This is a genomic window from Vibrio sp. vnigr-6D03 (genome assembly GCF_002835515.1).
Lineage (GTDB): Bacteria > Pseudomonadota > Gammaproteobacteria > Enterobacterales > Vibrionaceae > Vibrio > Vibrio penaeicida.
Window position 1 is genome coordinate 58381 of record NZ_PIZL01000026.1, and the last position, 23272, is coordinate 81652.

The following is a 23272-nucleotide window of genomic DNA, read 5'->3' on the forward strand; positions in this document are numbered from 1 at the left end:
AAATTACCAATGTTTGTAACGGCTGAGTAAATAGATGAAGTAGGGGGCGCCAATGAAGGCAGTGAGCACACCAGCGGGAAGCTCGATAGGTGGCATTAATATTCGAGCAAACAGGTCGGCGCTGAGTAGTAAAACCGCCCCAATAAGAATGGTTGCCGGAATGAGTACAAGGTGGCTTCCTCTAACCATCATTCGTGCCGCGTGTGGTGCAACCAAACCGATAAAGCCAATGTTGCCACAAATAGAAACGGCCACACACGCCAGCGCAATGGAGACCACCAAAGCAAATAACCGAGTGAATGGCACCGCTACACCCAAACTGTGGGCCGTGTCGTCGCCTAGGCTGAGTAGATCCAGTTTATAAGCGAGGTAAACCGCAAAAGGCACTAAACAGAGTAACCAAAGAACCAATGTCGGCACGTGAGTCCAATTTCGTCCCCATACAGAGCCAGTTAGCCAAACCATTGAGGTATTGATTTCCAATGGGAAACTCACCAAAAGGAAATCGATACCAGCAGAAAAAACAGCAGCAAGCGCAATGCCGACCAAGGCAAAAGAGGCGGGTCTATCTAGCAAGCCTTTCGCGAGTAACAACAAAATAAGCGTAGACACGGCTCCGCCCGTGAGCGCGACAACAGGCAACCAATGGATGGGCATGTCGTTAAAAAATATATTGGCAACAACAACCGCGAAACTGGCACCAGACGTTACGCCAAGAATATCGGGCGAGGCTAATGGGTTTCTCACGACGCCTTGAACCAGCAAACCAGAGAGCGCTAACGCTCCTCCAACTAAACTTGCCACTAACATTCTCGGCATTCTGTATCCGTACAACACAAACTCATGCTCGGTGGACTGCCCAAATAATGTCGAGAATATTTGATCCCATGGAATAACAACCGCGCCTGCGCTAACGTGCCATGTCGCGAATCCTACCCAAATAAAACCGAGCAACGCAGTCCAGTGATACCAACGAATCATCGGATCTCTCCCATTTTCAAACGAACGAAACCAAGGAAGAACAGCGCACCAATCATTGTGGTAATAATGCCGACGGGCGTTTCTTGCCCTTGCGAAAGGTATCGACTGGCAATATCAGAATACATAACGAGATTTGCACCCAGAAGCGCCGTTACAGGCAGTTGAGATCGAATATCTGAGCCCACCAAAAAGCGAGCAAGATGCGGAGCAATCAAACCAACAAAGGCGATTGGCCCTGCGACACTGACGCTAGATGCAATAAGCAATACAACAACAATGCTGCTTATCGTTCGAACACGGAACAGATTACCGCCAACCGAGCGCATCAATTCTTCTCCCAGTTTGAGCAGGTTGAGCTGAAACGCCAGATAGACCGAAACCAAAAAGCCAATGGTTACGCTGGGTATCACTAACAACGCGTCGTCCCAATCCGTATTCGCGACAGAACCCGTTAGCCAATGCAGCACACCATAGGCATTTTCGTCGGCAAAGATAACGGCAGCACGCGTAAGAGAGATAAACAAAAAGTTCAGTGCGATACCGGCAAGAATAATACGAAGTGGGTGTGGTCTAGCAGTATGAAGCCCAGCAAGGAAGAACACCAACGTACCAGCAAATGCAGCACCTGCAAACGTAACAACCAGAACAGGGACGGATTCAAGCCACGGCAGTAAACCTGTAGATGCGAAGGCAAACGCAAATGCGGCACCGGCACTTACCCCTAAGATAGAAGGGGAGGCGAGTGGGTTTCGCGTGATCGACTGCATTAACAAACCCGCGACACCAAGCCCAACGCCCACAAAGGTTGCGGCTAAAGTGCGAGGTAAACGGATGGAATAAATAATATGTTGGTGGATAACATTGCCTTCTCTACCCAGTAGGAAATCGGCAACATCAGCCCAGTTCATTGGAAAACTGGCCGCGTTAATCAGCGACCAGCCCATACCCCAAATAAGAAAAAACGTGAGCCCTAAGATCATCGCTGGAAAGCGGTAGGGCTGACGTTTTGTAATTGAAAGTGTTGTTTCCATTACTGTCTTAGCAAGTGCTCAATTTCTGAAGCCATAATTTCCGCAGCAATCATTCCACGGTTTAGAGACCACAATCTTGCATCTGTCTCTACGTATTGATCGTTCTTAACCGATGTCATTAATGGCCAAAGTGGGTTTTGCTTGTATTTATCGACGGTGGTTTCTGAGCCGTACTCACCCACAAGGAAATAGTCTGGGTTCAGCTTAACTAGGTTTTCTAATGTCGTGCCGATGTAGGCTTTGCCACCATCTTCTGTAATAGGAGAGCTAAGACCTAAACGAGAAACGACACCGCCAGCGTAAGCTTTAGGGCCGTGCATCCAAACGCCCTTCGATGTAGAGACAGCAAACATAACCGTCGCTTTTTTGTTCACGCGATTGGCAACCTCATCCATACGCTTACTGTGCGCAGCAACCAGCGACTTCATTTCTTCTTCGCGATTAAATGCAGCGGCGATTTTTACACCCGCAGCGAGGTTATCTTCGTAGGTTTCGCCACGGCTTTTAAGAATTAGCGTTGGCGCAATACGTCTAAGATCTTCATAGATCGTTTCATGGCGTTCGATATCGGCGATAATTAAATCGGGCTTTAGCGACGAGATAACTTCTAAGCTCGGTTGAGAGCGAGAGCCTACCGACGTCCAATCTGAGATTTTATTGCGTATTGGCTCTATAACTCGGTTTACGTCGCCATCGTCGGCAACACCAACAGGGGAAACACCAAGGTTAGCTAACGCATCAACAAAGCTGAATTCAAGAGCCACAACTCGAACAGGCGCTTTTTCAAGTTTTAGCGTGCTCAGTTCGTCTTTAACTTCAATGGATGCAAATGCCTGAAAGGTGAGGAGCAAAAGGGAGGGCATTAACCATTTTTTAAACATATTTAAATCCTTAATATGATTATTATTTAATTGCATCCCTTATATCACAAATGATAATCATTATCATAACTAAGGTTGAGATAGAATCAGCTTTTGTTCAAAAGATTTGGTATTCTGCTGCGAAATAATTTTTTGGGTGATTTGGGTATATGTTGGAAAAAGAAAATTTAATCAAACTCGCTCGAATGCAAATGCCATTTGGAAAATACGCAGGCAGGGTACTAATCGATTTGCCAGAAGAATACCTACTCTGGTTTGATAAGAAAGGGTGGCCACAAGGCGAATTAGGTGAGCTTTTGAAGCTTTGCCTAGCACTGAAAATTGAAGGGCTTGATAGCGTGGTTAAGCCTTTAAAGCGAATGTAACCCACTACAGCACACCTCACTAAGAATAATAGACTTACTATGAATTTTGATATCGATACACTGAGACACCACCAACTGGTCGAAGATGGCCAACTAGAAGGGTGTTACATTCACCAGCCAGCCCAAGGCAGCCAGCAAGACGACAAAGCCGTTTTGGCAGAGCGCCAAGCGCTAGAAAAAATGGGATACAAGGTAATACAGGTTAAAGCCAAAGGCGGATCAACAACCTTTGCCGAAGCGATGCAAAAGCTTGCGAAAAAGACGGGGCATCAGGCTAAGTAATAAGCGGTTTTGAACTGCGACATTCTTCTTAAACTCTCTCAAAAGGAAAGCCCTCCAATCTTGGGGTATTTGGTGAATTTGCACTAGGCTCGAAATCGAAGGAAACATCACAGAGCTGGATAATAGCATTCGCTATTTTGGCGTTGAAATAGAGGATGCGCTGAACATCTTGAAAGGAGGGGGGTATAGTAAGGTCAGCTTGAAAAGTAGAACTAGGTCGTGATCATTCTGTTTTATTATATTCCTTTAAATACAATATATTATTATAATTAATGTTAGTTGATATGACGTATTTCCACTTTTCGATATGCCGTATTTATTCCTAAAGTTACAACCTTGCGTTATACTTCGAAAACGTACGAAAGTTAGGGGGTTCAAATGACAGCAGTTGATCGTGTTTATCAAAAGATAAAGCGTTCCAGACGCTATGTTTTTGAGCGCAAAGACTTTGATGGTTTTGCCAGCTACGACCAAATTGGTCGAGCGTTAAGGCAGTTGGTCAAACAAGGTGAGTTAATAAAGCTTGGCTATGGTCTCTACACCAAGGCAAGGATTAACAGCTTAACAGGTAAGCCTATGCCCACTAACCCCGGTGGAAGCGATGCTCTGATGCGTGAGATATTAAAGATGAAAGGCGTCGATTTTGAAATAGACAGCCTATCCTTGCAAAGCCTGTCCGGTGAAAGCACCCAAATTCCATCATCCGTTCAATACTCATGGAATCCCAAACAGTTTAATCGCAAATTGGTTGTCGGTAACCGAGTGTTAAATTCGCCAAGTTAATATGGAAAAACTAAAACAACAATTCCTTGAAGTTTCCGATGCGCTTGCGCTCGGAAACCCAGCCATCATTGAAAAAGACTATTGGGTTGTTGCGCTATTGTCTGAGCTAGCTAAGGTGAAGATAAACTCTCATCAAATGGTCTTTTCTGGCGGTACAGCCCTTGCAAAATCAAACGTTAAAATTCTTAGAATGTCAGAAGATGTAGACATTAAATTAATCCCCAAACCAGCGTTTAATGAGCTAAGCCGCGCTAAAAAGAAAGCGGTTCGTAAAATATGCATTAACGAGATCGAACAGGTCATCACTCAATCAAACCTATTTACGATTGAAGAGCGTACTGTAAATGATGAATATCGTTATATTGAATTCGAATTCAGATACCCACAGCAATTTAGCCAGTCACCATGCCTTCGTCCCATCATTAAACTGGAGTTGATGGAAACAATCCCGTTACTCGATGTAGAACCTCGCAACATTCAATCACTGGTTGCAGAGCTGTATAAACAACCACAAGAAGTGAGCGCTTTCGATTGCATTTCTATCCACGCTACATTAGTCGAAAAAGTGATTTCAATGTTGCGACGTACCATGTCGGTGAAGCGCGATGCACAGCGTAAGGATGATGCCACACTAGTACGCCATATCTATGATGTTTACTGCATTTTAAAGACAGAAGAGCAGGCAGAAAGCCTAGACCTTGAGGCACTAACACCGTTATTTAAAACAGTGTTAGAAGAAGATATTGAGCGCTTTGGCAGTCAACATGCAGAGTTTGTCGCCAACCCAAAACAAGAGCTCCAACTCGGATTGCAAGAAATTGAAGAAAACCCAGCCTTCCGCCAACGCTTCCAAGACTTTGTTACGCCAATGGTGTTTAGCACCGAGCCTCATGATTTTGATACTTGTTTTGCGTCTTTTAAGCGAATTGCAGAGTTGTTAATTAAAACAATTTAATCTATTTCAGAATAATTCGTGTCATTCACCGCTATTTATTATCAAGCAACCAAGCCCCTCTGAACCAAAATTAAATCAATAGATCGCTCTGGTCTGCTTTGACACCACCAACTGGTCAAAGGTGGTCAATTAGAAGGGTGTTACATTCATCAGCCAGCCCAAGGCGGCCAGCAAGGCGACAAAGCCGTTTTGGCAGAGCGCCAAGCGCTAGAAAAAATGAGATACAAGGTAATACAGGTTAAAGCCAAAGGTGGAACAACAACATTTGCCGAAGTGATGCAAAAGTTTGCAAAGAAGACGGGTCAGCACCCTAAGTAATAAGTGGCAGTAACCTGCTACCGTACCCTGAATCTCTCTCAACAGAAATCTGTTCCTATTCAAAAGAGTGAGACCGTTAGATTGGCTCTTTTTTGCCCCATTCGTATTTAGGGTTATTATTCATAACACTTCTGGGCTTTCCATTTGAACAAGCATAACTAATGCCGATATAGTGCGTTCAAACTCATACTGGAAGGTTACATACAGAACATTAGTTGTTTTGATATTATTCAATTTAGTTAATATGATGAGTGGGTTACAGTGGCCAAGCATGTAACTTTGAGAGAATTCTCTTAGCTGAGAGCAGTAACTTTTTAAAAAATATTAATATCGAAATTTCAATGACATATTTTAATTTGCAAGCTACATATGCTATCGAATACAGTACTAAGCAATACTTACAGCTTCGTAGCCGTATAACACGTAAATGGTTCGATCTCACTGAAACTGCAAAGCAACTCATAAAGACAAAAGATGCAAAATCTATCGCGAAAGCAGAAAAGTTATTGTCCAAAGCATTGAAGATCGCTCTTAAGGAGCCACTAGCGAGAGCTTCAACTTGCCATGACTTAGGGGTCTTGCACTTTTCATATCACATTGAATTACCAGGTGGCACCTACCATAACTTAAACAAGGCTATTCAGTATTTTAACCGTGCGATAGATACTCCTGAAAGGCGACGTATCCCTGAGAAATACGCTTCTAGTCTCTCGCAATTAGCAGCAACATATCGTAGGGCTGCGCATGATTATCTTTGGCCAGATAAAGATGTTGATTGCTTAGAAAAAGCCAAATCATTGCATGTTCAAGCAATCGATTTAATGGGGAGTAGTCAAGTTCCTCAGGCGATTAAAGATGGTCAACTTTCAATTATTTACTTCAATCTAGCTAGTGTACTTTTTGATCAAGGACTTAATCAGAAAGCATGTGAGTCACAAGCGAAATCAGTTGAATTGTACTTAGGCTACTTGAACTACAAATTGCCAGCTTTTATGAATGCTATGGCTCCAGCACAAGGTCTAGGACTAAGTTTTGCGAGGTTGATGCATTTCTCAGACTCCCCAAAATACAAAGAACTATGTGAAACCATTTTAGATATAGCACCTCGGTTCGGAGTTGACCCTATTAAAATTATGACAATTAACCCTGAGGTCGATATAGCTAGCCCTGAGCAACAAATTGATTACTTGTTGCGAACTGCAAAAGCCAAACCGTCACCTGAAAACTTAAAACAGCTATTCAAAAAGCAATATGAATTGATGGAAATTCGGCGAACTTGCAAGAGTGATGCAGAAGCCGATGTATTAGCATCTCTAGTTCAAAGAACATGTTCAGGACTTGCTCGTATACTAGTGGAACAGAAAGATTTAACAGCTACATTCAGGTTACTTGAAAATTGTAGTGCTCTACGTTTTTGTGAAAGCGCAAACAAACATTGGCAAGTCCCAGAAAAAAAAGTTTGTTTGCCTTTACGTAGTAATTTACTTCAGATGGGGGCTACTTATTTTAATCTGAACGAACTTGCGCTGATGTTAGAGTATTTAAGTGAAGAGGATGTTGAGGCTGCACTAACTGAGGTTTTTGAAAGATCACAGAAAGATTCAATCATGGAAGAAGTGAGGGAATCTACCAACTTCTACGAGCCTTCACTGTATCCTGCGGTGCTTAAGAGTGCGATAGACGACAAAGATTCGATTGCATTTCTACGACAAAAATCAAATGACTGTTTAACTGACTTTCTTAAGATTGAAAGTTTAATTGACGAGCTAGACCCTGCATTTTTGAAGCGGAGAAACAGTGACTATTCAGTTCAAATTGAGCACTTTGAAGAAGCCTTATGCAGGAATCCTAATTTGACTTTGGTCAGAATTGACATTGAGTCGAATTATGACGACGTACTCATTTTGGTCGCTATGATGAATGCTGGAAAACTAGTGGTAACAGGTCATAGTGTTAGCTTACCAAGAAACTTAGTTAATGATATTGGTGCATATGTAAAAGGAAACGCTGATGGCCTTAAAACTTGGGTTCTAGATTTCATAAACTGGCGTGAAATATTACCCGATGACTGTAAACGCCTGGGATTGTTAACCTCTTTTTTTGCATCACAGATACCGTGGGCAGCTACTGGAATTGAGGGTGAAGAACTTTATACATTGGTTGATGAGATTAATTGGCTTCCAACAGTTTTATATCTTTGTAACCATGTAACGCACTTTAGCGAGCGCAGTGGTACTAGATGCATCAATGGAGGTGGAACACGTTTTCACAATGTAGCGAACAAGCACGCTTCAGGTCTTATGACTGATGTTCAAAAAGATGACTTTGTTGAAGTGGTTCGTACCAGTGAAGTCATATCCTATTATGGTCATTGCGCACATGAACCTCCTAATCGGCCTTATCTGAAAACGAAACACTTTGACATGAATGACGTAGAACTGGTTAACCAAGTTGCTGGAATGGAGCGCGTTGAGTTTTGGGCTTGCCAAAGCGGTAGTAATATACCTTTGAGTGTCTTCTCTATCCCTGTTAATGAAGCATTTGGTTTCGATATGCGAATGATAGAGTGGGGCGCTGTTAGCTCAATCGGTTCATTGTGGGCTTTACCTGATATTGTTACAGCACATATCAAATCTCACTATGACCAACTTGTGAATAATGGTACGTCACCATCGAAAGCCCTGCTTGCTGCTCAACGATGGTGGGTTAAACAAGGTGCTAAAACCGAACTTTACAAAATGAGAGAGCTAGGGTTTTCGGCATATTTCGTTACCTTAGGTTGTCATGAAAAAATGGATGCGATGTTAGGACCGATGAAAACTAACACAACGCAGAACGAATACAAGTTAAGACAAGCTGAAAAACTATTCTTGCATCCCTCTTCTTGGGCTGGCTTAAGATTTTGTGGTATTGCAGACCAAATCAACAGAGTCGTTTGTAAAGAACAAGTAGAGCTGACAGCTAATGAAATGAATCTCCTAAAAAATCATTTAGCACAACAACAACTAAAGTCTGGATTTATTAAGTATGCGTGATACAGAATTGTCGCAAATTAACGATTGGAGCGTAGAAGGTCGAAAACAGTATCTTGAGGAGCACAGAATAACAATTGAGGTGATTTTATCTAATGCTCTAGAAGAGTTTTATGGGCCAAAGCTATCAAGTGTTTTTGGTTGTCAAGATAAAGCGAAAGATAAAATTCTAGATATGTTTGTCTCTGAGAGGCTTGATAAGAAAGAGCTGCTCAAAAGAAGTATTCCTTGTAATTTGGGGCTTTTCAATCAAATCGATTTCTGGTGTAAATACAAAACAGGTATCAGTGTTAAAAGCATTCAACAGATATCGTTAGATTCCAATCTTTTAGGTCATGATGGTTTGACAGGCAATGATATTGAGCACGATATTGAAAAGCTCTCGAGATGCTTAACTTTGTTCAGTCATTCTGTCGCGCCAGACATTGTTGGTTACTGGTTCCTAGCGAACAAAAAATTATTAGATGAGCTGATCGGCTTTATCAATGTTGACCCAAATGTTGCTCAAGAGCTAAAGGGATCACCAGCAAAATGGTCAAAGTACAAAGCTGATGCATCGTTCAGGTATCTTTGCCTTTATCTTAATGTTGACTCAAAAGTCTCCGATTTTGATAAGTATAAAAGAAAGTACTTAACACGAGGTAAGAATGAACCCCAGTATGTAGCGGATGGAACTGAATCACACCTAGAAAAGTTTGAAGTCCGTAAATCAGTTGCAAAAATTATTGATTACTTTCATCGAGTTAACAGTGATGCTCCCCCCGTTTTATGTCAAAAATTACTTAAGTCTGCTGCTAAAAAAAGCTTACTAGCTCAGTATGAGATTAATGATGAATTTGTTCATTATGAAAAACTAAAGAATCAGCTTTCAGCATTGAAGTCCCCAATAAAGGAGGAGGCTTGATATGGCGTTAGATAAACTTTCATTGGATGAGATGGTTCAAGGTCGAAACAGCACTACTGATGACTGGAAAGAACTGGTTAAAGATCCAGAGCGTGAACGAGTTTGGAGTGAAGCTGTTACGCGTAGAGAGCATCTTGATCAGTTTTGCTATTTTGCTGCCAAGTGGCCACATTTTGTGCGCTATTATCAGCAAGCAAAGTGCTTTGTTAAACAGTCTATAAATTCTCCAATAGTATCTCTGATTCGTGATGATGATCTATTAGGTGATCTAGCTTTATCATTAAATGAGAAGGACGAGGTAAAGGAACCACTTTTGATCACCGTCGAGTGGGGAGATCGGCAGTTAATTGAGATTCAAGGTGAGCAAACAGTGTCGTTCAACACAGAATCACAGGTTCAAATACACTATAGATACGATGACTTAGAAGGCTGGATAACTTCTGATGATAAGTGGGAGTTTTCACCTGATGAAGGAGCTGTAATGCTCACATTTATAGATGGTGATGTGATAAATGATGATCTAACTGCAAGTTTAAATCCAGGAAAATCAGTAGGTTATATTGTTTTGTTGCCTTTGTTGAAATAAAAAGCGAAAAAAATTGTTTTTCTATGCGTATAGACGTACCAACACAAAAAAGGTACGTCTAAATGCAAAATATCGTATTCAAATACCAACCACGCAGTCCTGAGCTAACCAGCTCAAACCCTTACTGCATCTGTCTTGTTGACAAAAAAATCTGGCGCGATCTGCCAAACTCAACTCGTCAAAAAACATTGAGCGTAGTGAACTCAATTGCTCAAGGTACGCCATTTACTGTGCTAGGCGGTAAAAACATTAAATCTAATCCATCCCTGATTCGATTCAGAATTGGGCGTAGCTTTCGCTTAATCCTATCTAAAGAGAACAAACGACTTACTTTCAAGCTTTGTCGACGACAAGGCTATGAGCAACATTTTAAGCATTTTTAATAGTGTTATTAATTGGTTATGAGAGTACGAAGCTTGAAAAAGTAAGTTTTATAGCTTTGTGGTTGTTGCATAGATAGGACTATGGATTTAGTTATGGGCGAGAATAAATAATACCTACTGATTACGTTCGATTACACTCAAAAAGGTAAAATATTGATTTAATAAAAAGAGCTGGTCAAAAGGCAAATTGGATTAGCTTCAGCTCGCCATAAAAAATGGGACTTTAAAGTCCCATTTTTCGTTACACGCTCAGCCTGTTTACTGGTGTTTAATGTTTGTGTTGGTAAAGGTTGGCATCTACTTCTTTGCCTTTCGCTGGGCGAGGGACAATTTCAAAGCTGGTATCAAAGTCTACAAGCGTGTCCTGTAGTTTAGTCAGAACCTCTGTTTTCCCTTTAATGCCTGCTTGTTTGAGCTTTAAAAGTGCCGTTAAGTCGGTATTACCCAGCAGCATTTGAGTAATGTCGGCTTTGTTTAGGTAAAGCGTAGCATCGGCTTCTTTTTCGCTGTATACCTTACCGTTGCTTAGGTTGCCATTCGACATCTCTACAAAATAGATCTCGCCAGTGTCGGGCACAACCACGTTCATCGAGAATGGCGTAAATTGCGCTTTCTTAGAATCCACTCGCACAGCGATGTAGTCCAACAGGTTCTCTACCGTCATTTCAGATAATACGTCCGGTGATGCCGTTTTCGGTGTGCCAGGTAAGGTGCCGACTCGAAGTTCTTGTGCGCCCGTTAAGTAGGTATTTCTCCAGCCCATGGTTTCCGATTGATAGCCCAATTGTTCATAGGTGTCGGCCAAGAGTTTTCGCGCTTCATTGTTGTCTGGTTCCGCGTGAACGACTTTATCTAACACTGTGGCGACAAAGCGATATTCGCCTTTTTCAAAATCGCGGTGGGCTTTCTTTACAATGACGTCTGAGCCTCCCATGTATTCAACATATTTGAGCGATTCTTTTTGCAGCGGAAGTGGGTTTAAGTTGGCTGGGTTCATGTCAAAGTAACCCAAATACATGTTGTAGACGGCTTTGGCGTTATGGCTGTACGAGCCGTGGTAGCCGTTGGTGTGCCAAGACTTGCGAATCGATTCTGGCAGCTCTTCTAAAATCGCGTCTCCGATGTCTTGTAAAACGACGCCATTGTTCGCCAGCCTTAGGGTTTGGTTATGAACAAAGCCGTAGTTATCGCGCTGTAATTTCATGAAATCGAGGACGTCATCTTGCCCCCAAACAGGGGAGGAGTGAGAGCCGAACAGCACTTGAATGTCTTCACCCCATGCATTGATCATTTCGTTGATGTCTTTCGACCATTTCAATGCATCTCGAACCTTGGCTCCGCGTAATGTGTAGATGTTGTGCATGCCGTGATACATCATTTCACCAGACCACAACGCCTTTTTAGAAGGGATGTAGGTTGCCATTCCAGAAGGCGCTTCTGTGCCAGCCGTATCAATGAAAATCATTTCTACGCCATCGATGCTATAGGTTTCAAATTTCCCATCTTGGTTGAAGTTGTAGTCCGGTTTGACGTAGGTGATTTCCCCTTTGCCGTATTCCGGAGAGCTGGTGGACGTGGACTTGCCTAGCCCAGCATCGACAATGCCGTGTTCGTGTGTGCCCAATGTTGCGCCATATTGGTAAGAAGCACGTCTCGACATCGCATTGCCAGCCAGCACGTTTTCATCAACCACTTCTTTGGTCATGTTCACGGGGGCGTACACTTTTACGTTAGGGAACATCTCCTGAATAGCACGGGAACCGCCAAAGTGGTCGGCATGGCTGTGAGAATAAATCATCGCAGTAATGGGTAGGTCGCCGCCCGTAGGAACATTCTCTAGGAAGAATTTTGTTGAAATTTCTGCTGCTTGTTTTGTTAGCAGCACATCATAAACAATCCAACCGGTCTTGCCGCGTATGAAGGTAATGTTTGAAAGGTCGGTGCCCCTAACTTGGTAGATCCCGTCTGTAACCTCATAAAGCCCTGCCGCGGTGTTGTTGACTTGCGCCTGTCTGTATAAGGATGGGTTAACGGAGTCGGATATCTCATCTTGAGAAATAAAGTCAAAATTGTTCCTCATGATGTTTGCGCTGTGTTGATCTAAAGGGACGATGAGCCCTTTAGTATTGCGCTCGAAGGCATCTCTGTCGTCCCAGTTGAGTGTTTTCGAGAAGTCGTTATTAGCTTGAATGGTATGAGCTGTTGCGTTTTTGCCTTGCACTTGCAGATCGCCGTGAACATGATCGTGGTCATGGTTTGATGCCATAACGGGCATGGCGAACATGATGGCGAGGGTTAGTGTGGCTTTTTTGCTAACGATTTTATTTGTTGTTTGCGCTTTCATACTGACCTCTTAAAAGACTATTTCTTAGATTTCGAAATCAGTGTATCGACGTGAAACATAACTAAAAATAAAGTAAAGTTTATTTAAAACATCACAATTGGTTATGTAATGGCAAAGTATTTATCTGAACAGCTTGATTTAAACCTGTTAGGCGTATTTTTAGAGGTGTACCGACTTAACTCGATTACATTGGCAAGCGAGTCTTTAGACATGACTCAGCCGGGCGTGAGTGGTTCGCTAAAAAGGCTACAAGATCAGATTGGCACGAAGTTGTTTGTTCGGGAAGGTCGCGGTATTTCTCCTACTCATGCCGCTGTGCAGTTGGCTGACCAACTTGAACCGGCGCTGCAAAACGTTTCAAGAGCGATAGGAAGTATTAAGCAGTTTACGCTCGATCAACCAAGGCAATTTAACGTGTTGGTAAATGAGATGGCGCTGCTGGCACTTCAGCCCCTTGTCGAGTCAGATAAAGATCTCGCCAATGTCTCGATCATATTCAATATGGTTTCCAGCAATGAAGAGATGATGTTGCAAGCGCTGAGCCTGCAAAAAGCCGATTTGGCTATTGATGTTTTTAGGCCTCATGACTCTGGGTTTAAATCAACACCGATTAAGACGGATGAACTTGTTTTAGTGGCACGCCATTCTCATCCAAGAGTACAAGGCTCAATAACGATGGAGCAATTTTACGCCGAGAAACACATAACCTTGAGGCTCCGAAGGGGTAACTTATACGCGGTGGACTATTTTACCAGCGAGCCTTTAGAGAAGCGCAACATCAGTGCAGAGTGTGATTCTCTGATCACAATGATGGCGTTGGTGTCGAATAGTGATTCTATTGGCAGTGCGTCTCGCACCGTTGCGACACAATACGCCGAGCTGTTTGGTTTGCAGATCATAGAGCAGCCATTCAAAGTAACCCCGATAGAGCAGCACATGATTTGGCACAACCGTACGCAAACAAACCCATCCCATGTGTGGTTAAGAGAAAAGATCACTCAATACTTGAAGGGTGCTTAAGCTCTGATTCAAATATAAGGGCTCTGGTGCAGATATCAGGGCTCAAATCCATAGAACAGATCTCACACACAAACTGCTAATACAAAAAAGCTCAGACCATCACATGATGTTCTGAGCTTTTTCTGAGTTCCGTTTATAGAGCAGCGGGATTAGTGTTTTTTGCTCGGGCCGTTTCGCACACGATCTTTGCCATTTTCGTAGACATCTTGGGATACCCAGCGACCAAGCAGAAGTTGATGTTTCTCACCTAATACTGCAACGAAAGGGCGACCATCAGAGTTACTCGTTGCCATCGCAATACCCGTAACACCTTCTAGCCCCAAACCGCCACTTTCAACTGCGGTTAAAAACAGTTCTAGTTCATCTAAGGTTTCAATTATCGGGAGATCGTTATTCATTTTCTTTTCCTGTACTTCTTATTTCTATGGCGTGCTGTCGAGGCACCCTATTTATGGGCGTACTGTACCGACAAATCTGAGTGAATGGAATCTCGTTGGTAAACGCTGCTAACCAAAAAGACAGGCGCATTTCAGTTTTTTGTTTCTAATTTGTTGATTTTTATAATAATTAAACTTTTCGTGTAGTTTTCGGAGAGAGGTGTTCAACAAATTTAGTGAACAATTTTAAAATTAGAGCATATATTCTATTTTCTGAACTGGGTTCATAAATTATATGCAACTGAGTTAATCTTATTGAGAACAAGGAATATAACAGCGCCCTCAAACATATAACTAATTAATGAGTGTAGCTATGTCCCATCCCCGTTTATTCCCACGTCATCGCTTGGCGCTAGCTTGTATGCTTGCCAGTGTTTCCAGTTTTTCCTTTGCTCAAGAGCAGTGTGATATTCCTGATCTCCAACAGGCACCTGATCTTGCTTTAGCCGTCTCTGACGCAAATCACAATTGCTATAGTGCTTGGTTCTCTGCACCTGCTGATTCCCTGAGCGACATATACAGTGAAGCGAGCCTAAGCCGTATTCAAATCGCGTTAAACCAAGCCATTGCTACTTACAAAGGTGAGGCAGAGCAAGCACGCAAACTAGAAAACCTTGGTGAATTTGTACGCGCGGCTTATTACGTTCGCTATAACGCCCAGCAGCCGGACTTTTCACAGGCATTAGGCCAACGTTTTGCTCAGTCGATTAATGCGTTTTTAGCTAACCCACACGCTTTAGAACAAGGTCGTGAACAAGTGGGGGCAATGAAAAGCCTGACTTTGATGGTCGATAACATAAAACAGCTTCCTTTGACGATGAGCGCACAACTTACGGCACTGCGTCAGTTCAATCGTGAAATGGCGAAAGATACACAATGGGTGGATGGGCTTAACAATCTCTTTCGTGCAATGGCCGGTCACGCTGCGCGAGATGACTTCTACAACTATATGGCGAGCAATACGCAACACATCGACACGCTGGCGGTGTTTGCTCGTGATAACGCGTGGGCACTGGATACGGACGCGAGCTTCTTGGTTTACAACGCAGTGCGCGAAACTGGTCGTTTATTAGCTAGCCCAAACCAAAAAACCAAAGAAAAGGCATTGCGTGTGATGCAGCAAGTGATGGAACAGAACCCACTTGGTAGCGAACACGACAAGCTTTGGTTGGCGGCGGTTGAGATGATGAACTACTTCGCGCCAGAGCATTTGAACGGCCTGGATTTAGACCAAGCGAAACGTGATTTGGCGGCTCGCGTGCTGCCTAACCGTTATGAGTGTGATGGTCCGGCAATCATTCGCTCTCAAGATTTAACGCAAACCCAAGCGGTTGAAGCGTGTGAGGTTTTAGCGGCAACGGAGGCAGACTTCCATCAAGTGGCGAACACGGGCAATCAGCCAGTGGCAGACGACAACAACGAGCGAGTCGAAGTCGCGGTGTTTGCGAATAATGGAAGCTACGAGGATTACTCGTCTTTCTTGTTTGGTAACTCGACGGATAACGGCGGTCAGTATCTTGAAGGGGATCCGGCAAAGGCAGGCAACGTGGCGCGTTTTGTCGCTTACCGTTTCGCAAATGGGGACGAGCTATCAGTTCTTAATCTAGAGCATGAATACGTTCACTATCTCGATGCACGCTTTAACCAATATGGCTCATTCAGCGATAACTTGGCTCATGGTTACATTGTGTGGTGGCTAGAGGGCTTTGCTGAGTACATGCATTATAAACAAGGCTACGACGCGGCGATTGGTGTGATTGCTGATGGAAAGATGAGCCTAGCGGATGTGGTTGCGACAACTTATTCCCATGATACGAATCGCGTGTATCGTTGGAGCTACTTAGCGGTACGTTTTATGTTGGAAGAGCACCCGCAAGAGGCCGACCGTCTACTGGCGCTTTCTCGTTCTGGTCAATTTGCCGAATGGGCAAAACAGGTTCAACTATTTGGTGAGCAATACAATGGTGAGTTTGACCGTTGGTTAGATTCTATCTCTAGCGAACCAGAACAGCCTGATCCAAACCCAGCCCCAAATCCGGGTGAACCAACAGAGCCTTCGGATCAAGTAACACCGTTAGCGATAAACCAAAGCGTGGTGTTAAGCGGTGAGGCTTACAGCGAGCAGTTGTTCTACGTTGATGTGCCAGAAAACGCCACTCACTTTGAAGTTGAGATCCAAGGTGGCAGCCAAGGCGATGCGGATCTGTACATGAGCTTTGAGAAAGTCGCTCATTACTACGATTTTGAGTTCAGCCAATATGACACGGGCAACAATGAGATCGTAACGTTTGAACCAGAGCCATCGGGTTACATCAAACCAGGTCGCTACTACATGAGCATCGCGGGTCGAACTGCATTTGATGCGGTGACGCTCACGGCTTCATTGGAAACCAAAGCGCCAACACCACTAAAACCGGAGCAAGATGATTTAGCGCCAGTGGTATTGGAATCGGGTCAAGCGCAGGCCTTTACAGTAATCCAACAACGCTATGCTGCGGTTTATGTCCCGCAGGGTGTTCAAGAAGTGCGCGTGTGGCTAACAGATAAGAACACCAATACTGGTGATACTAACGATTCCACCAGTGCAAATAATGGCAACGTGGACCTGTACGCGAGCCAAGCGTACTGGCCAACAGCAGAGCAGCACGAATACGTATCTAATTATTCGGGCAGCAATGAATATCTGCAAATCCCAGTAACGGAAGCGGGCTATTTGCACTTCTCGCTGAACGCACCGCAAAAAGGGGATGAGGTTGAGATGTTGGTGCACTTTCACTAACTAATGCTTGGTAAACAAACTTAAAGCCGAACCTCTGTGTTCGGCTTTATTTGTTTGTGTTTTATACCCAAGTAACCTCAAGATGCTTGGTTCAGCGAGAATTAACTGGCTTTTAGGCAAGACACCGATTTGAAGATCTAGTGGTTCTAAATCAAGAATCGGTAACGCAGTATAAAAGCCAGTTAAACTCGCCCTTGGGAGCTCATATTCTGTTCCATTTCATCGTCAAAGAACTTGGAAAGGACTGGTCATTCCACTGCGTTATTTTCCTTGAACTGAAACAGAATATGAAGCTCTGAATCCTGCATCTTGAAGTCACTTGGGTATATACCTACTGAATACTCATTGATGCCAAAGCGAGTCGATACCAAAAGCTATTCGATGCCAAAGGGCTTACAGCTCATTGAGCATTTTTTGAAAGGAAGGGCAGCTTAGGTGATCGTCTGCCGGGCAGTTAGCGACATGTAAAAGGCTCTCTTTAACGCATATCAGTTGTCGGATGGACTGTTCTATTTCAGACACTTTTTCAAGCAAAGCGTCACGATTGATATTCAAGTTACCGTTTTGATTAAACATTGCTTTTATCTGTTCGAGCGATAACCCCGCCTTTCTTCCCAAATGAATCAAAGCCAATTTTTGCAAAACATCTTCGGAATATTGCCGCCTTAAGCCATTTCGCCCAATGGAATGAATCAGACCAATGCTTTCGTAATAACGGAGCGCCGAAGAATTCAAACCGCTTCGCTTTGCCACGACGCCGATATCGAGTGTTTTCATCTTGACCTCAAGTTAACTTCAAGTAGTAACATTTAAACATCGAAAACCCGCCAAATTCAAGGCGTTGAAAATAAGATAAGGAGAGGTCGTGGTGGAAACAGCAGTAAGTGCAGTTGTCTTGGGCATCGGTGCCACATTATTCATGGATATCTGCGCGTGGGTACAAAATCGGTTTTTCGGCGTGACATCGCTGGATTATGCCTTAGTCGGTCGATGGCTATTGGCACTAAGGAAAGGGAAATACTTTCACAAACCCATATTCAAATCACCTAATGCGCACGGAGAGATCGTCATAGGGTGGGGGGCGCATTACCTTATAGGCATTGTGTTTGCCGCTGCTTTGATCCTTGCCTTTCCAGATTGGCTAAGATCACCAAGCTTAGTTGTCGCACTATCTGTGGGTGTAATCAGTGTTCTCGCCCCATTTCTTGTTCTGCAACCTGCCTTTGGGTTGGGTATTGCAGCAGCAAAAACGCCCAATCCAAGCGTGGTAAGGGCAAAGAGTATGCTCGCACATATTACTTACGGGGTAGGATTGTATTTGAGTGGAATCTCAATAACCTTATGGCTATAAGGTAAATAATAGGGGTTATCATCATTTGATATAAGAGATAAGAACTTTGCCTTGTCATTTTTAAACTTTAGTTGCATATTAATTGTTCAGTCTTCGGTGTTGCATAGGCTAGCAATACTAAGAAAAGAAGGTTTGACAAAGAACTAAAAGAAAAAAGGAGAGGTTATGAGTAACAACAGTTGGAATGATTTTGGGGTGCTTAAAAGCGTCTCAAAAGACGAAAAATTTGTTTGGGTATCTAATGAGGAAGGGTGCCAACTGAAAATGAGTATCGTCAGTTATAAAGAAAGTGCAGAGCGAGTGTATTCGAAGGCACAAGAACTGGTTGGAAAAAGCGTTCGGGTACGCTCTAGCCAAGATATTTCGGACTTACGCGATTTAGTATGGTTTAACAGCATTGATAACGGTTCTTATCTCTCGTCGACTCATTGAGTTATCTTCGCTCCCTTTTTATTAGGGGCTACAACCCCTAAATAACCGATCATTTGATCGGTTTTTTTATGTCTTCTATTTGAAGGCAATGCTTGATGAACCTAGCATCTTTAAGCTATTTGGGTATACTATGCCGCTAATTGAAATTCATGTACCAGTTTGGCTGGCAAGCGAAGTATAGGCTTGCGTTTCAGCCATCAAAGGTTGTCTGATAAAGGACCTTGCTTCAATGTCATTTTCTTCTCAAGGTTTCGCTCCTGAAGTAGCGAAAGCACTGACCGAAATCGGTTACGAAAAACTTACGCCGATCCAGCAAAAAGCCATCCCTATGGCGCGTAAAGGGCACGATATTTTTGCCACTGCGCAAACGGGTACAGGTAAAACGGCGGCGTTCTCGTTACCAGTGATCCAACACTTATTGGATTCGGGCAAGCAGCCTTCGCGCCGTACCGCACGTGCTTTGATTTTGGCTCCGACTCGTGAATTGGTTGCGCAAATTTCAGACAACATCAAAGCCTACACCAAATACACCTCTCTTAGTGTGGCAGCCGTATACGGTGGCAATAAGATGTCGTCTCAGGTTCGCCAATTGGAAAGTGGTGTTGATATTCTTGTTGCAACACCTGGTCGCTTGAGTGAACACATGCAAGAAGGCAACGTTTCGATAGCTAACCTTGAATTTCTTGTATTTGATGAAGCAGACCGAATCCTTGATATGGGCTTCATCAACGCGGTACGTGAAATCATGATGGAAGTCGAAACAGCACCTCAGATCATGATGTTTTCTGCGACAACATCTAGCCAGCTTAACCAGCTTTCTGCGGACATTTTGCGCAAACCTAAACGCATCAGCGTTGACCATGAAAACTCGACTGCTGCGACTGTAGCACACGTTGTTTATCCGGTAGACCAAGAGCGTAAAACCGAACTGCTTTCTGAGCTGATTGGTCGTAAAAACTGGCAACAAGTTCTCGTGTTTGTGAACTACAAAGAAACGGCTAACGAAATTGTTAAAGAGCTTAAATTAGATGGCATAAAAGCGGTACTTTGCCATGGTGATAAAGCACAAAGTGCTCGCCGACGCGCATTGGATGATTTTAAAGAAGGCAAAGCGCGAGTGATGGTTGCAACAGACGTTGCTGCTCGTGGATTAGACATTGAAAGTCTGCCTCACGTAATCAACTACGACATGCCTTTCCTTGCGGAAGACTACGTTCACCGTATTGGCCGCACGGGTCGTGCAGGTAAACAAGGTCATGCGGTTTCTTTTGTTAGCCGTGAAGAAGAGTTGACGTTGGTTCAGGTAGAAAACCTCATCAAGCAGCGTATTCGCCGCGTAGAGCAACCTGGGTATGAGCCAAAACGCCGTGAAGCTTATGTTGAAAAACTCAACAGTAAAGATGCGTTTAAGAAACGTCGTGGTCGCACCAATAACCCAGACGCACCGAAAGATCAGGCTTCTGCTGAACGCAGACTCTCTATGATGAACCGAATCAAAGCGCGTCGCGGTAAATAGTCGCCATTTAGACTAGATAACGTAAGAACATAAAAAGAGCATCCATTTGGATGCTCTTTTTGGTTGAATTCTTGAAAGCATTTGGAATAACGCTTTTATTGCTTCGTAGCGCTACTGAGTAAGGCGGAATTTGAAAAACTCGCTGGTTCCATCATCGTTATCGCTGGCTAGAACGCCTTTGATTGCTTGCGAACCGTCTTGGGTAACGGATACTGATTCAACCTTAGTGATAACTTGCTTACCTTTAATTGAGACGGGTTTGGCTACGTTAGTGAGATCGAGTTCTTTACCAGACTCAAGTTGAGAAACGGGGAATGACCCGACAAAGCTGCCAAGGATTTCGCCATCGTTATAAGCGTCGCCTGTTGCCTCAACTGAAGCCGTAAACACTAATCGTTTCGCTTGTTTCCAATAGGTTGCGCCAGAAAGACCCGCTTCAAATCCGCCCACTTCTGGCAACGTGATTTTGTTGCTGCCTAAGTTAGCGATCGTGTCTGTTTTACCCGTGAGGTAATCTTCAAACTGCTGTACAGGGGCAGTGAATATTACGTTTGAGCCACCATTTCCGCGATTTAGGATGAAAACAGTTCCTTCTGAAGCGGCTAAGCCTTCAATATTTAACTCTTCTACACCATATTCACGGCTTTCTCGGTAAAGTTGTTCGTATAAAGGAATGAGTGAACGCTCTATTCGGATCTGCTTATCTTGGCTAACAACAAATGCCCATTCACGAATGCCGGATTTGCTTCCAGAGCCAAGCATAACAAAGGAAGGCTTACCATTGACCTTTAACAACTCCATCGCTTCAAAATCAGGTTTTACTTTTTTAAGGATGCGCCCATTTTCTTCGACTGGGTAGTGTTTGATGAGATCTTTGTCTGCGATTCGAAAGTTCAAACCAATCTTGTATAGCCAAGGTGAATCGTCACCCACGGCATAAACCATGTCTTCGGTGTAAACAATTCCAGAGGCGGACGGAAAGGCAGTGTTTTGTTTTGGTGTCGTAACGGTTAAATCTGCTGAGGAAGCGGAAAATGGTAATCCGATAGCGAGAGCCGTAAATAAAATTCCTTTTTTCACTGATAGTCCTTAGGGTCTGATGACCTTTCGAGATGATTTTTGCAGAAATTTGTGTGCTGTTTATGCAAGGCAGAGCTTATTCGGTGTAGTCGCTCTACATCAATAGGCGATAACGCAGTAGAAATAGCACACAAATACTGCCCAAAGGGTTCGTTTCAATGCGCTTTACTCTTTGTTACAAGGTATTTACGTAGAGTGGCTAGGCTGCATACCTTGAGCCGCGATTAAAACGCATTGAACTCGAACAAAATTTAACCGCGCAAGGTTATCAGACCCTAATGTGTTGCGATGCATATCTCGAAAATTAGCATCTACTTATACCGTAAACCAGATATTCATTCCAATAAATGAGACGGTTAAACGGAAATATGAGTGAAATCACACTCATTGTGCCTCTCTTATGAATTCATACACTCGGCACAATCAGGTTTTGGATGGTAAGCCCTTTCAATATTTCTGAGCTTAAAAGGAAATAAATTGAGCTAATTCTGTGACTTAAAAGTCAATAGCTGAAATGAGAGCTGTGGGGGAATAAAAATAAACTGCCATATTTCCTGTAAACCAAGCCTATTTCTGCAGCGAGAACAGGCGTGGTTTTAAATATGGCAGAGAATGGGCTAAGTCCTACTTGTGTAAGCTAAACGAGAAAAACTCGCTCGTACCGTCATCGTTATCACTGGCTAATGCGCCTTCAATGGATTCTGGGGTGCTGACTTTTATCGAAACGGATTCAACCTTGGTAATAACCGGTTTGCCATTCTTGTCTATGGATTGAGCGTATGGGCTAAGATCCAATGTCTTAGTTTCACTGAGCTGTCCAACTTCAAAATGACCGACAAAGCTGCCTAAGATCTCTCCATCGTTATAGGCATCTCCTGTTGCTTCTACCGAAGCGGTAAAGACTAAGCTATCTGTTTCTTCCCAATACGTGCCGCCAGAAAGACCCGCTTCAAATCCTTGAACGTTAGGAAGCGAAACATGATACGTGCGCAAAGAGTCGATTTTGTCTTGCTTACCTAAAAGGTAGTCCTCAAACTCTGCGGCTGTAAGGGAAAAGATAATGTTTGAGCCGCCATTTCCACGGTTGAAGATGTAAACCGTGTCTTCTGAAATAGCCAATCCTTCAATGTTTAGCTCTTGCTTACCACTGAATTTACTGGCGCGATATAACTGTTCATAAAGCGCGACCAGTGAACGCTCAATCTTGACGCCCTTATCTTTGCTGATGACGTATGCCCACTCGCGAATGTCTTGTTTGCTTCCCGAGCCAAGAAGAACCAAAGCTGGGCGACCGTTTACGGTGAACGACTCCATGGCTTCAAAGTCTGGTTTTACTTTTTTAAGAATTCGACCATTGTCGCCGACAGGATAATGCTTAATCAGGTCTTGGCTAAGGATATTGAAATCCAAGTCCATGTTGTAAAGCCAAGGCGAGTCATCACCAACTGCATACAATGTTGTCCCGTCTATCACCACACCGGAAGCAGAAGGGAAGGTGGTATTTAATAGAGGCTCAGATACAGAAAGGCTGGTTGCTTGAGCAGAAAACGCCAACGCACTACTAATGGTCAGTGCTAAAGCTGATGCTTTTTTAAACATGGAAAATTCCTTAAAAACTATTGAGTTAGGATTGATTGGAATCTATCACTCGCGTTTTATATCCACTAGTTGAATATGAGCTTGTCACTAAGAAAGTTTATTGTTTTTGGGCTGACCTCACGTCTATAAATCTCACTATTCAGTGAATTCTCATTTGGTTCCGAAAATGGCTAGTTTGAGTTTCAAAATTGAGTAGACTGGATAACATCAGCT

The 23272-nt window shown here is 43.4% G+C and carries 22 protein-coding genes; 14 read left to right on the plus strand and 8 right to left on the minus strand.

The window, feature by feature from the left end:
- Positions 1–3: 3 nt before the first annotated feature.
- From CW749_RS20850 to CW749_RS20860, 3 genes are read right to left on the minus strand one after another with little or no spacing between them, the layout of a single operon-like run.
- Positions 4–981, minus strand: coding sequence for an iron chelate uptake ABC transporter family permease subunit (locus tag CW749_RS20850; RefSeq protein ID WP_101114318.1), 978 nt, complete (start codon positions 979–981; stop codon positions 4–6).
- Positions 978–2012, minus strand: coding sequence for an iron ABC transporter permease (locus CW749_RS20855; protein WP_101114319.1), 1035 nt, complete (start codon positions 2010–2012; stop codon positions 978–980). The genes CW749_RS20850 and CW749_RS20855 overlap by 4 nt, the downstream gene beginning before the upstream one ends.
- Positions 2012–2893, minus strand: a complete 882-nt coding sequence (locus CW749_RS20860) for a Fe(3+) dicitrate ABC transporter substrate-binding protein (RefSeq protein WP_101114320.1) — start codon at positions 2891–2893, stop codon at positions 2012–2014. Before CW749_RS20860 ends, CW749_RS20855 begins: the two co-directional genes overlap by 1 nt.
- 149 nt (positions 2894–3042) lie before the next feature.
- Between CW749_RS20860 and CW749_RS20865 the strand changes: the two genes are divergently transcribed.
- The 9 genes from CW749_RS20865 to CW749_RS20905 all read left to right on the plus strand — a co-directional run bounded on the left by CW749_RS20865 (position 3043) and on the right by CW749_RS20905 (position 10501).
- The gene (locus tag CW749_RS20865) at positions 3043–3258 is read left to right on the plus strand and encodes a DUF3820 family protein (protein WP_101114321.1); all 216 of its coding nucleotides are present in this window, start codon (positions 3043–3045) and stop codon (positions 3256–3258) included.
- Positions 3259–3297: 39 nt separating this feature from the next.
- Complete coding sequence (locus CW749_RS20870; RefSeq protein WP_101114322.1) at positions 3298–3540, plus strand: hypothetical protein; 243 nt, start codon at positions 3298–3300, stop codon at positions 3538–3540.
- Between the two features lie 378 nt (positions 3541–3918).
- On the plus strand, positions 3919–4323 hold the full coding sequence (locus tag CW749_RS20875; protein ID WP_101114323.1) for a DUF6088 family protein: 405 nt from the start codon (positions 3919–3921) through the stop codon (positions 4321–4323).
- Position 4324: 1 nt separating this feature from the next.
- On the plus strand, positions 4325–5278 hold the full coding sequence (locus CW749_RS20880) for a nucleotidyl transferase AbiEii/AbiGii toxin family protein (protein ID WP_101114324.1): 954 nt from the start codon (positions 4325–4327) through the stop codon (positions 5276–5278).
- 111 nt (positions 5279–5389) lie between these two features.
- On the plus strand, positions 5390–5596 hold the full coding sequence (locus CW749_RS20885; protein WP_101114325.1) for a hypothetical protein: 207 nt from the start codon (positions 5390–5392) through the stop codon (positions 5594–5596).
- 251 nt (positions 5597–5847) lie between these two features.
- Entirely contained in the window at positions 5848–8631 is a 2784-nt protein-coding gene (locus CW749_RS20890; protein WP_237322510.1) for a CHAT domain-containing protein, read from the plus strand.
- Positions 8624–9532 carry a hypothetical protein gene (locus CW749_RS20895; RefSeq protein WP_101114327.1) on the plus strand — a complete coding sequence of 303 codons (909 nt, stop codon included), beginning with the start codon at positions 8624–8626 and terminating at the stop codon, positions 9530–9532. The genes CW749_RS20890 and CW749_RS20895 overlap by 8 nt, the downstream gene beginning before the upstream one ends.
- 1 nt (position 9533) lies before the next feature.
- Positions 9534–10118, plus strand: coding sequence for a hypothetical protein (locus tag CW749_RS20900; protein WP_101114328.1), 585 nt, complete (start codon positions 9534–9536; stop codon positions 10116–10118).
- 62 nt (positions 10119–10180) lie between these two features.
- Positions 10181–10501, plus strand: coding sequence for a hypothetical protein (locus CW749_RS20905; RefSeq protein ID WP_101114329.1), 321 nt, complete (start codon positions 10181–10183; stop codon positions 10499–10501).
- Positions 10502–10769: 268 nt separating this feature from the next.
- On the opposite strand, the gene CW749_RS20910 is transcribed toward CW749_RS20905, so the two are convergent.
- Positions 10770–12845, minus strand: coding sequence for an alkyl sulfatase dimerization domain-containing protein (locus CW749_RS20910; RefSeq protein ID WP_201797023.1), 2076 nt, complete (start codon positions 12843–12845; stop codon positions 10770–10772).
- A 108-nt stretch (positions 12846–12953) separates the two neighbouring features.
- Here CW749_RS20910 and CW749_RS20915 point away from each other — a divergent pair, with 108 nt between their 5' ends.
- Positions 12954–13865: a LysR family transcriptional regulator gene (locus CW749_RS20915; protein ID WP_101114330.1), complete on the plus strand. Its 912-nt coding sequence runs from the start codon at positions 12954–12956 to the stop codon at positions 13863–13865.
- Between the two features lie 149 nt (positions 13866–14014).
- Here the strand turns inward: CW749_RS20915 and CW749_RS20920 are convergent, their stop codons facing one another.
- Complete coding sequence (locus CW749_RS20920; protein WP_101114331.1) at positions 14015–14263, minus strand: hypothetical protein; 249 nt, start codon at positions 14261–14263, stop codon at positions 14015–14017.
- Positions 14264–14615: 352 nt separating this feature from the next.
- On the opposite strand from CW749_RS20920, the gene CW749_RS20925 reads away from it, so the two are divergent.
- Positions 14616–17081: a M9 family metallopeptidase gene (locus tag CW749_RS20925; RefSeq protein ID WP_101114467.1), complete on the plus strand. Its 2466-nt coding sequence runs from the start codon at positions 14616–14618 to the stop codon at positions 17079–17081.
- A 393-nt stretch (positions 17082–17474) separates the two neighbouring features.
- On the opposite strand, the gene CW749_RS20930 is transcribed toward CW749_RS20925, so the two are convergent.
- A complete protein-coding gene (locus CW749_RS20930) occupies positions 17475–17858 on the minus strand; it encodes a helix-turn-helix domain-containing protein (protein ID WP_101114332.1) in 384 nt (127 codons plus the stop codon).
- Positions 17859–17949: 91 nt separating this feature from the next.
- Here CW749_RS20930 and CW749_RS20935 point away from each other — a divergent pair, with 91 nt between their 5' ends.
- The 3 genes from CW749_RS20935 (at position 17950) to CW749_RS20945 (ending at position 20380) form a co-directional block, all read left to right on the plus strand.
- Positions 17950–18432 (plus strand): DUF2938 domain-containing protein, encoded by a 483-nt coding sequence (locus CW749_RS20935; protein WP_180958462.1) that lies wholly within the window; start codon positions 17950–17952, stop codon positions 18430–18432.
- A 165-nt stretch (positions 18433–18597) separates the two neighbouring features.
- Positions 18598–18864 (plus strand): hypothetical protein, encoded by a 267-nt coding sequence (locus CW749_RS20940; RefSeq protein ID WP_101114334.1) that lies wholly within the window; start codon positions 18598–18600, stop codon positions 18862–18864.
- A 229-nt stretch (positions 18865–19093) separates the two neighbouring features.
- Entirely contained in the window at positions 19094–20380 is a 1287-nt protein-coding gene (locus tag CW749_RS20945; protein WP_101114335.1) for a DEAD/DEAH box helicase, read from the plus strand.
- Positions 20381–20491: 111 nt separating this feature from the next.
- On the opposite strand, the gene CW749_RS20950 is transcribed toward CW749_RS20945, so the two are convergent.
- Both CW749_RS20950 and CW749_RS20960 read right to left on the minus strand, forming a co-directional pair.
- Entirely contained in the window at positions 20492–21460 is a 969-nt protein-coding gene (locus tag CW749_RS20950; RefSeq protein WP_101114336.1) for a hypothetical protein, read from the minus strand.
- A 624-nt stretch (positions 21461–22084) separates the two neighbouring features.
- Positions 22085–23059 (minus strand): hypothetical protein, encoded by a 975-nt coding sequence (locus CW749_RS20960; RefSeq protein WP_101114337.1) that lies wholly within the window; start codon positions 23057–23059, stop codon positions 22085–22087.
- Between the last annotated feature and the right edge of the window lie 213 nt (positions 23060–23272).

Excerpts from the sequence above, each read along its gene's own strand:
- CW749_RS20945 (WP_101114335.1), top strand. The coding sequence starts at position 19,094 with ATGTCATTTTCTTCTCAAGGTTTCGCTCCTGAAGTAGCGAAAGCACTG.
- CW749_RS20895 (WP_101114327.1), top strand. The coding sequence starts at position 8,624 with ATGCGTGATACAGAATTGTCGCAAATTAACGATTGGAGCGTAGAAGGT.
- CW749_RS20850 (WP_101114318.1), bottom strand. The coding sequence starts at position 981 with ATGATTCGTTGGTATCACTGGACTGCGTTGCTCGGTTTTATTTGGGTA.
- CW749_RS20920 (WP_101114331.1), bottom strand. The coding sequence starts at position 14,263 with ATGAATAACGATCTCCCGATAATTGAAACCTTAGATGAACTAGAACTG.
- CW749_RS20880 (WP_101114324.1), top strand. The coding sequence starts at position 4,325 with ATGGAAAAACTAAAACAACAATTCCTTGAAGTTTCCGATGCGCTTGCG.
- CW749_RS20940 (WP_101114334.1), top strand. The coding sequence starts at position 18,598 with ATGAGTAACAACAGTTGGAATGATTTTGGGGTGCTTAAAAGCGTCTCA.
- CW749_RS20860 (WP_101114320.1), bottom strand. The coding sequence starts at position 2,893 with ATGTTTAAAAAATGGTTAATGCCCTCCCTTTTGCTCCTCACCTTTCAG.
- CW749_RS20905 (WP_101114329.1), top strand. The coding sequence starts at position 10,181 with ATGCAAAATATCGTATTCAAATACCAACCACGCAGTCCTGAGCTAACC.
- CW749_RS20875 (WP_101114323.1), top strand. The coding sequence starts at position 3,919 with ATGACAGCAGTTGATCGTGTTTATCAAAAGATAAAGCGTTCCAGACGC.
- CW749_RS20930 (WP_101114332.1), bottom strand. The coding sequence starts at position 17,858 with ATGAAAACACTCGATATCGGCGTCGTGGCAAAGCGAAGCGGTTTGAAT.
- CW749_RS20855 (WP_101114319.1), bottom strand. The coding sequence starts at position 2,012 with ATGGAAACAACACTTTCAATTACAAAACGTCAGCCCTACCGCTTTCCA.
- CW749_RS20870 (WP_101114322.1), top strand. The coding sequence starts at position 3,298 with ATGAATTTTGATATCGATACACTGAGACACCACCAACTGGTCGAAGAT.
- CW749_RS20865 (WP_101114321.1), top strand. The coding sequence starts at position 3,043 with ATGTTGGAAAAAGAAAATTTAATCAAACTCGCTCGAATGCAAATGCCA.
- CW749_RS20900 (WP_101114328.1), top strand. The coding sequence starts at position 9,534 with ATGGCGTTAGATAAACTTTCATTGGATGAGATGGTTCAAGGTCGAAAC.
- CW749_RS20925 (WP_101114467.1), top strand. The coding sequence starts at position 14,616 with ATGTCCCATCCCCGTTTATTCCCACGTCATCGCTTGGCGCTAGCTTGT.
- CW749_RS20960 (WP_101114337.1), bottom strand. The coding sequence starts at position 23,059 with ATGTTTAAAAAAGCATCAGCTTTAGCACTGACCATTAGTAGTGCGTTG.
- CW749_RS20915 (WP_101114330.1), top strand. The coding sequence starts at position 12,954 with ATGGCAAAGTATTTATCTGAACAGCTTGATTTAAACCTGTTAGGCGTA.
- CW749_RS20910 (WP_201797023.1), bottom strand. The coding sequence starts at position 12,845 with ATGAAAGCGCAAACAACAAATAAAATCGTTAGCAAAAAAGCCACACTA.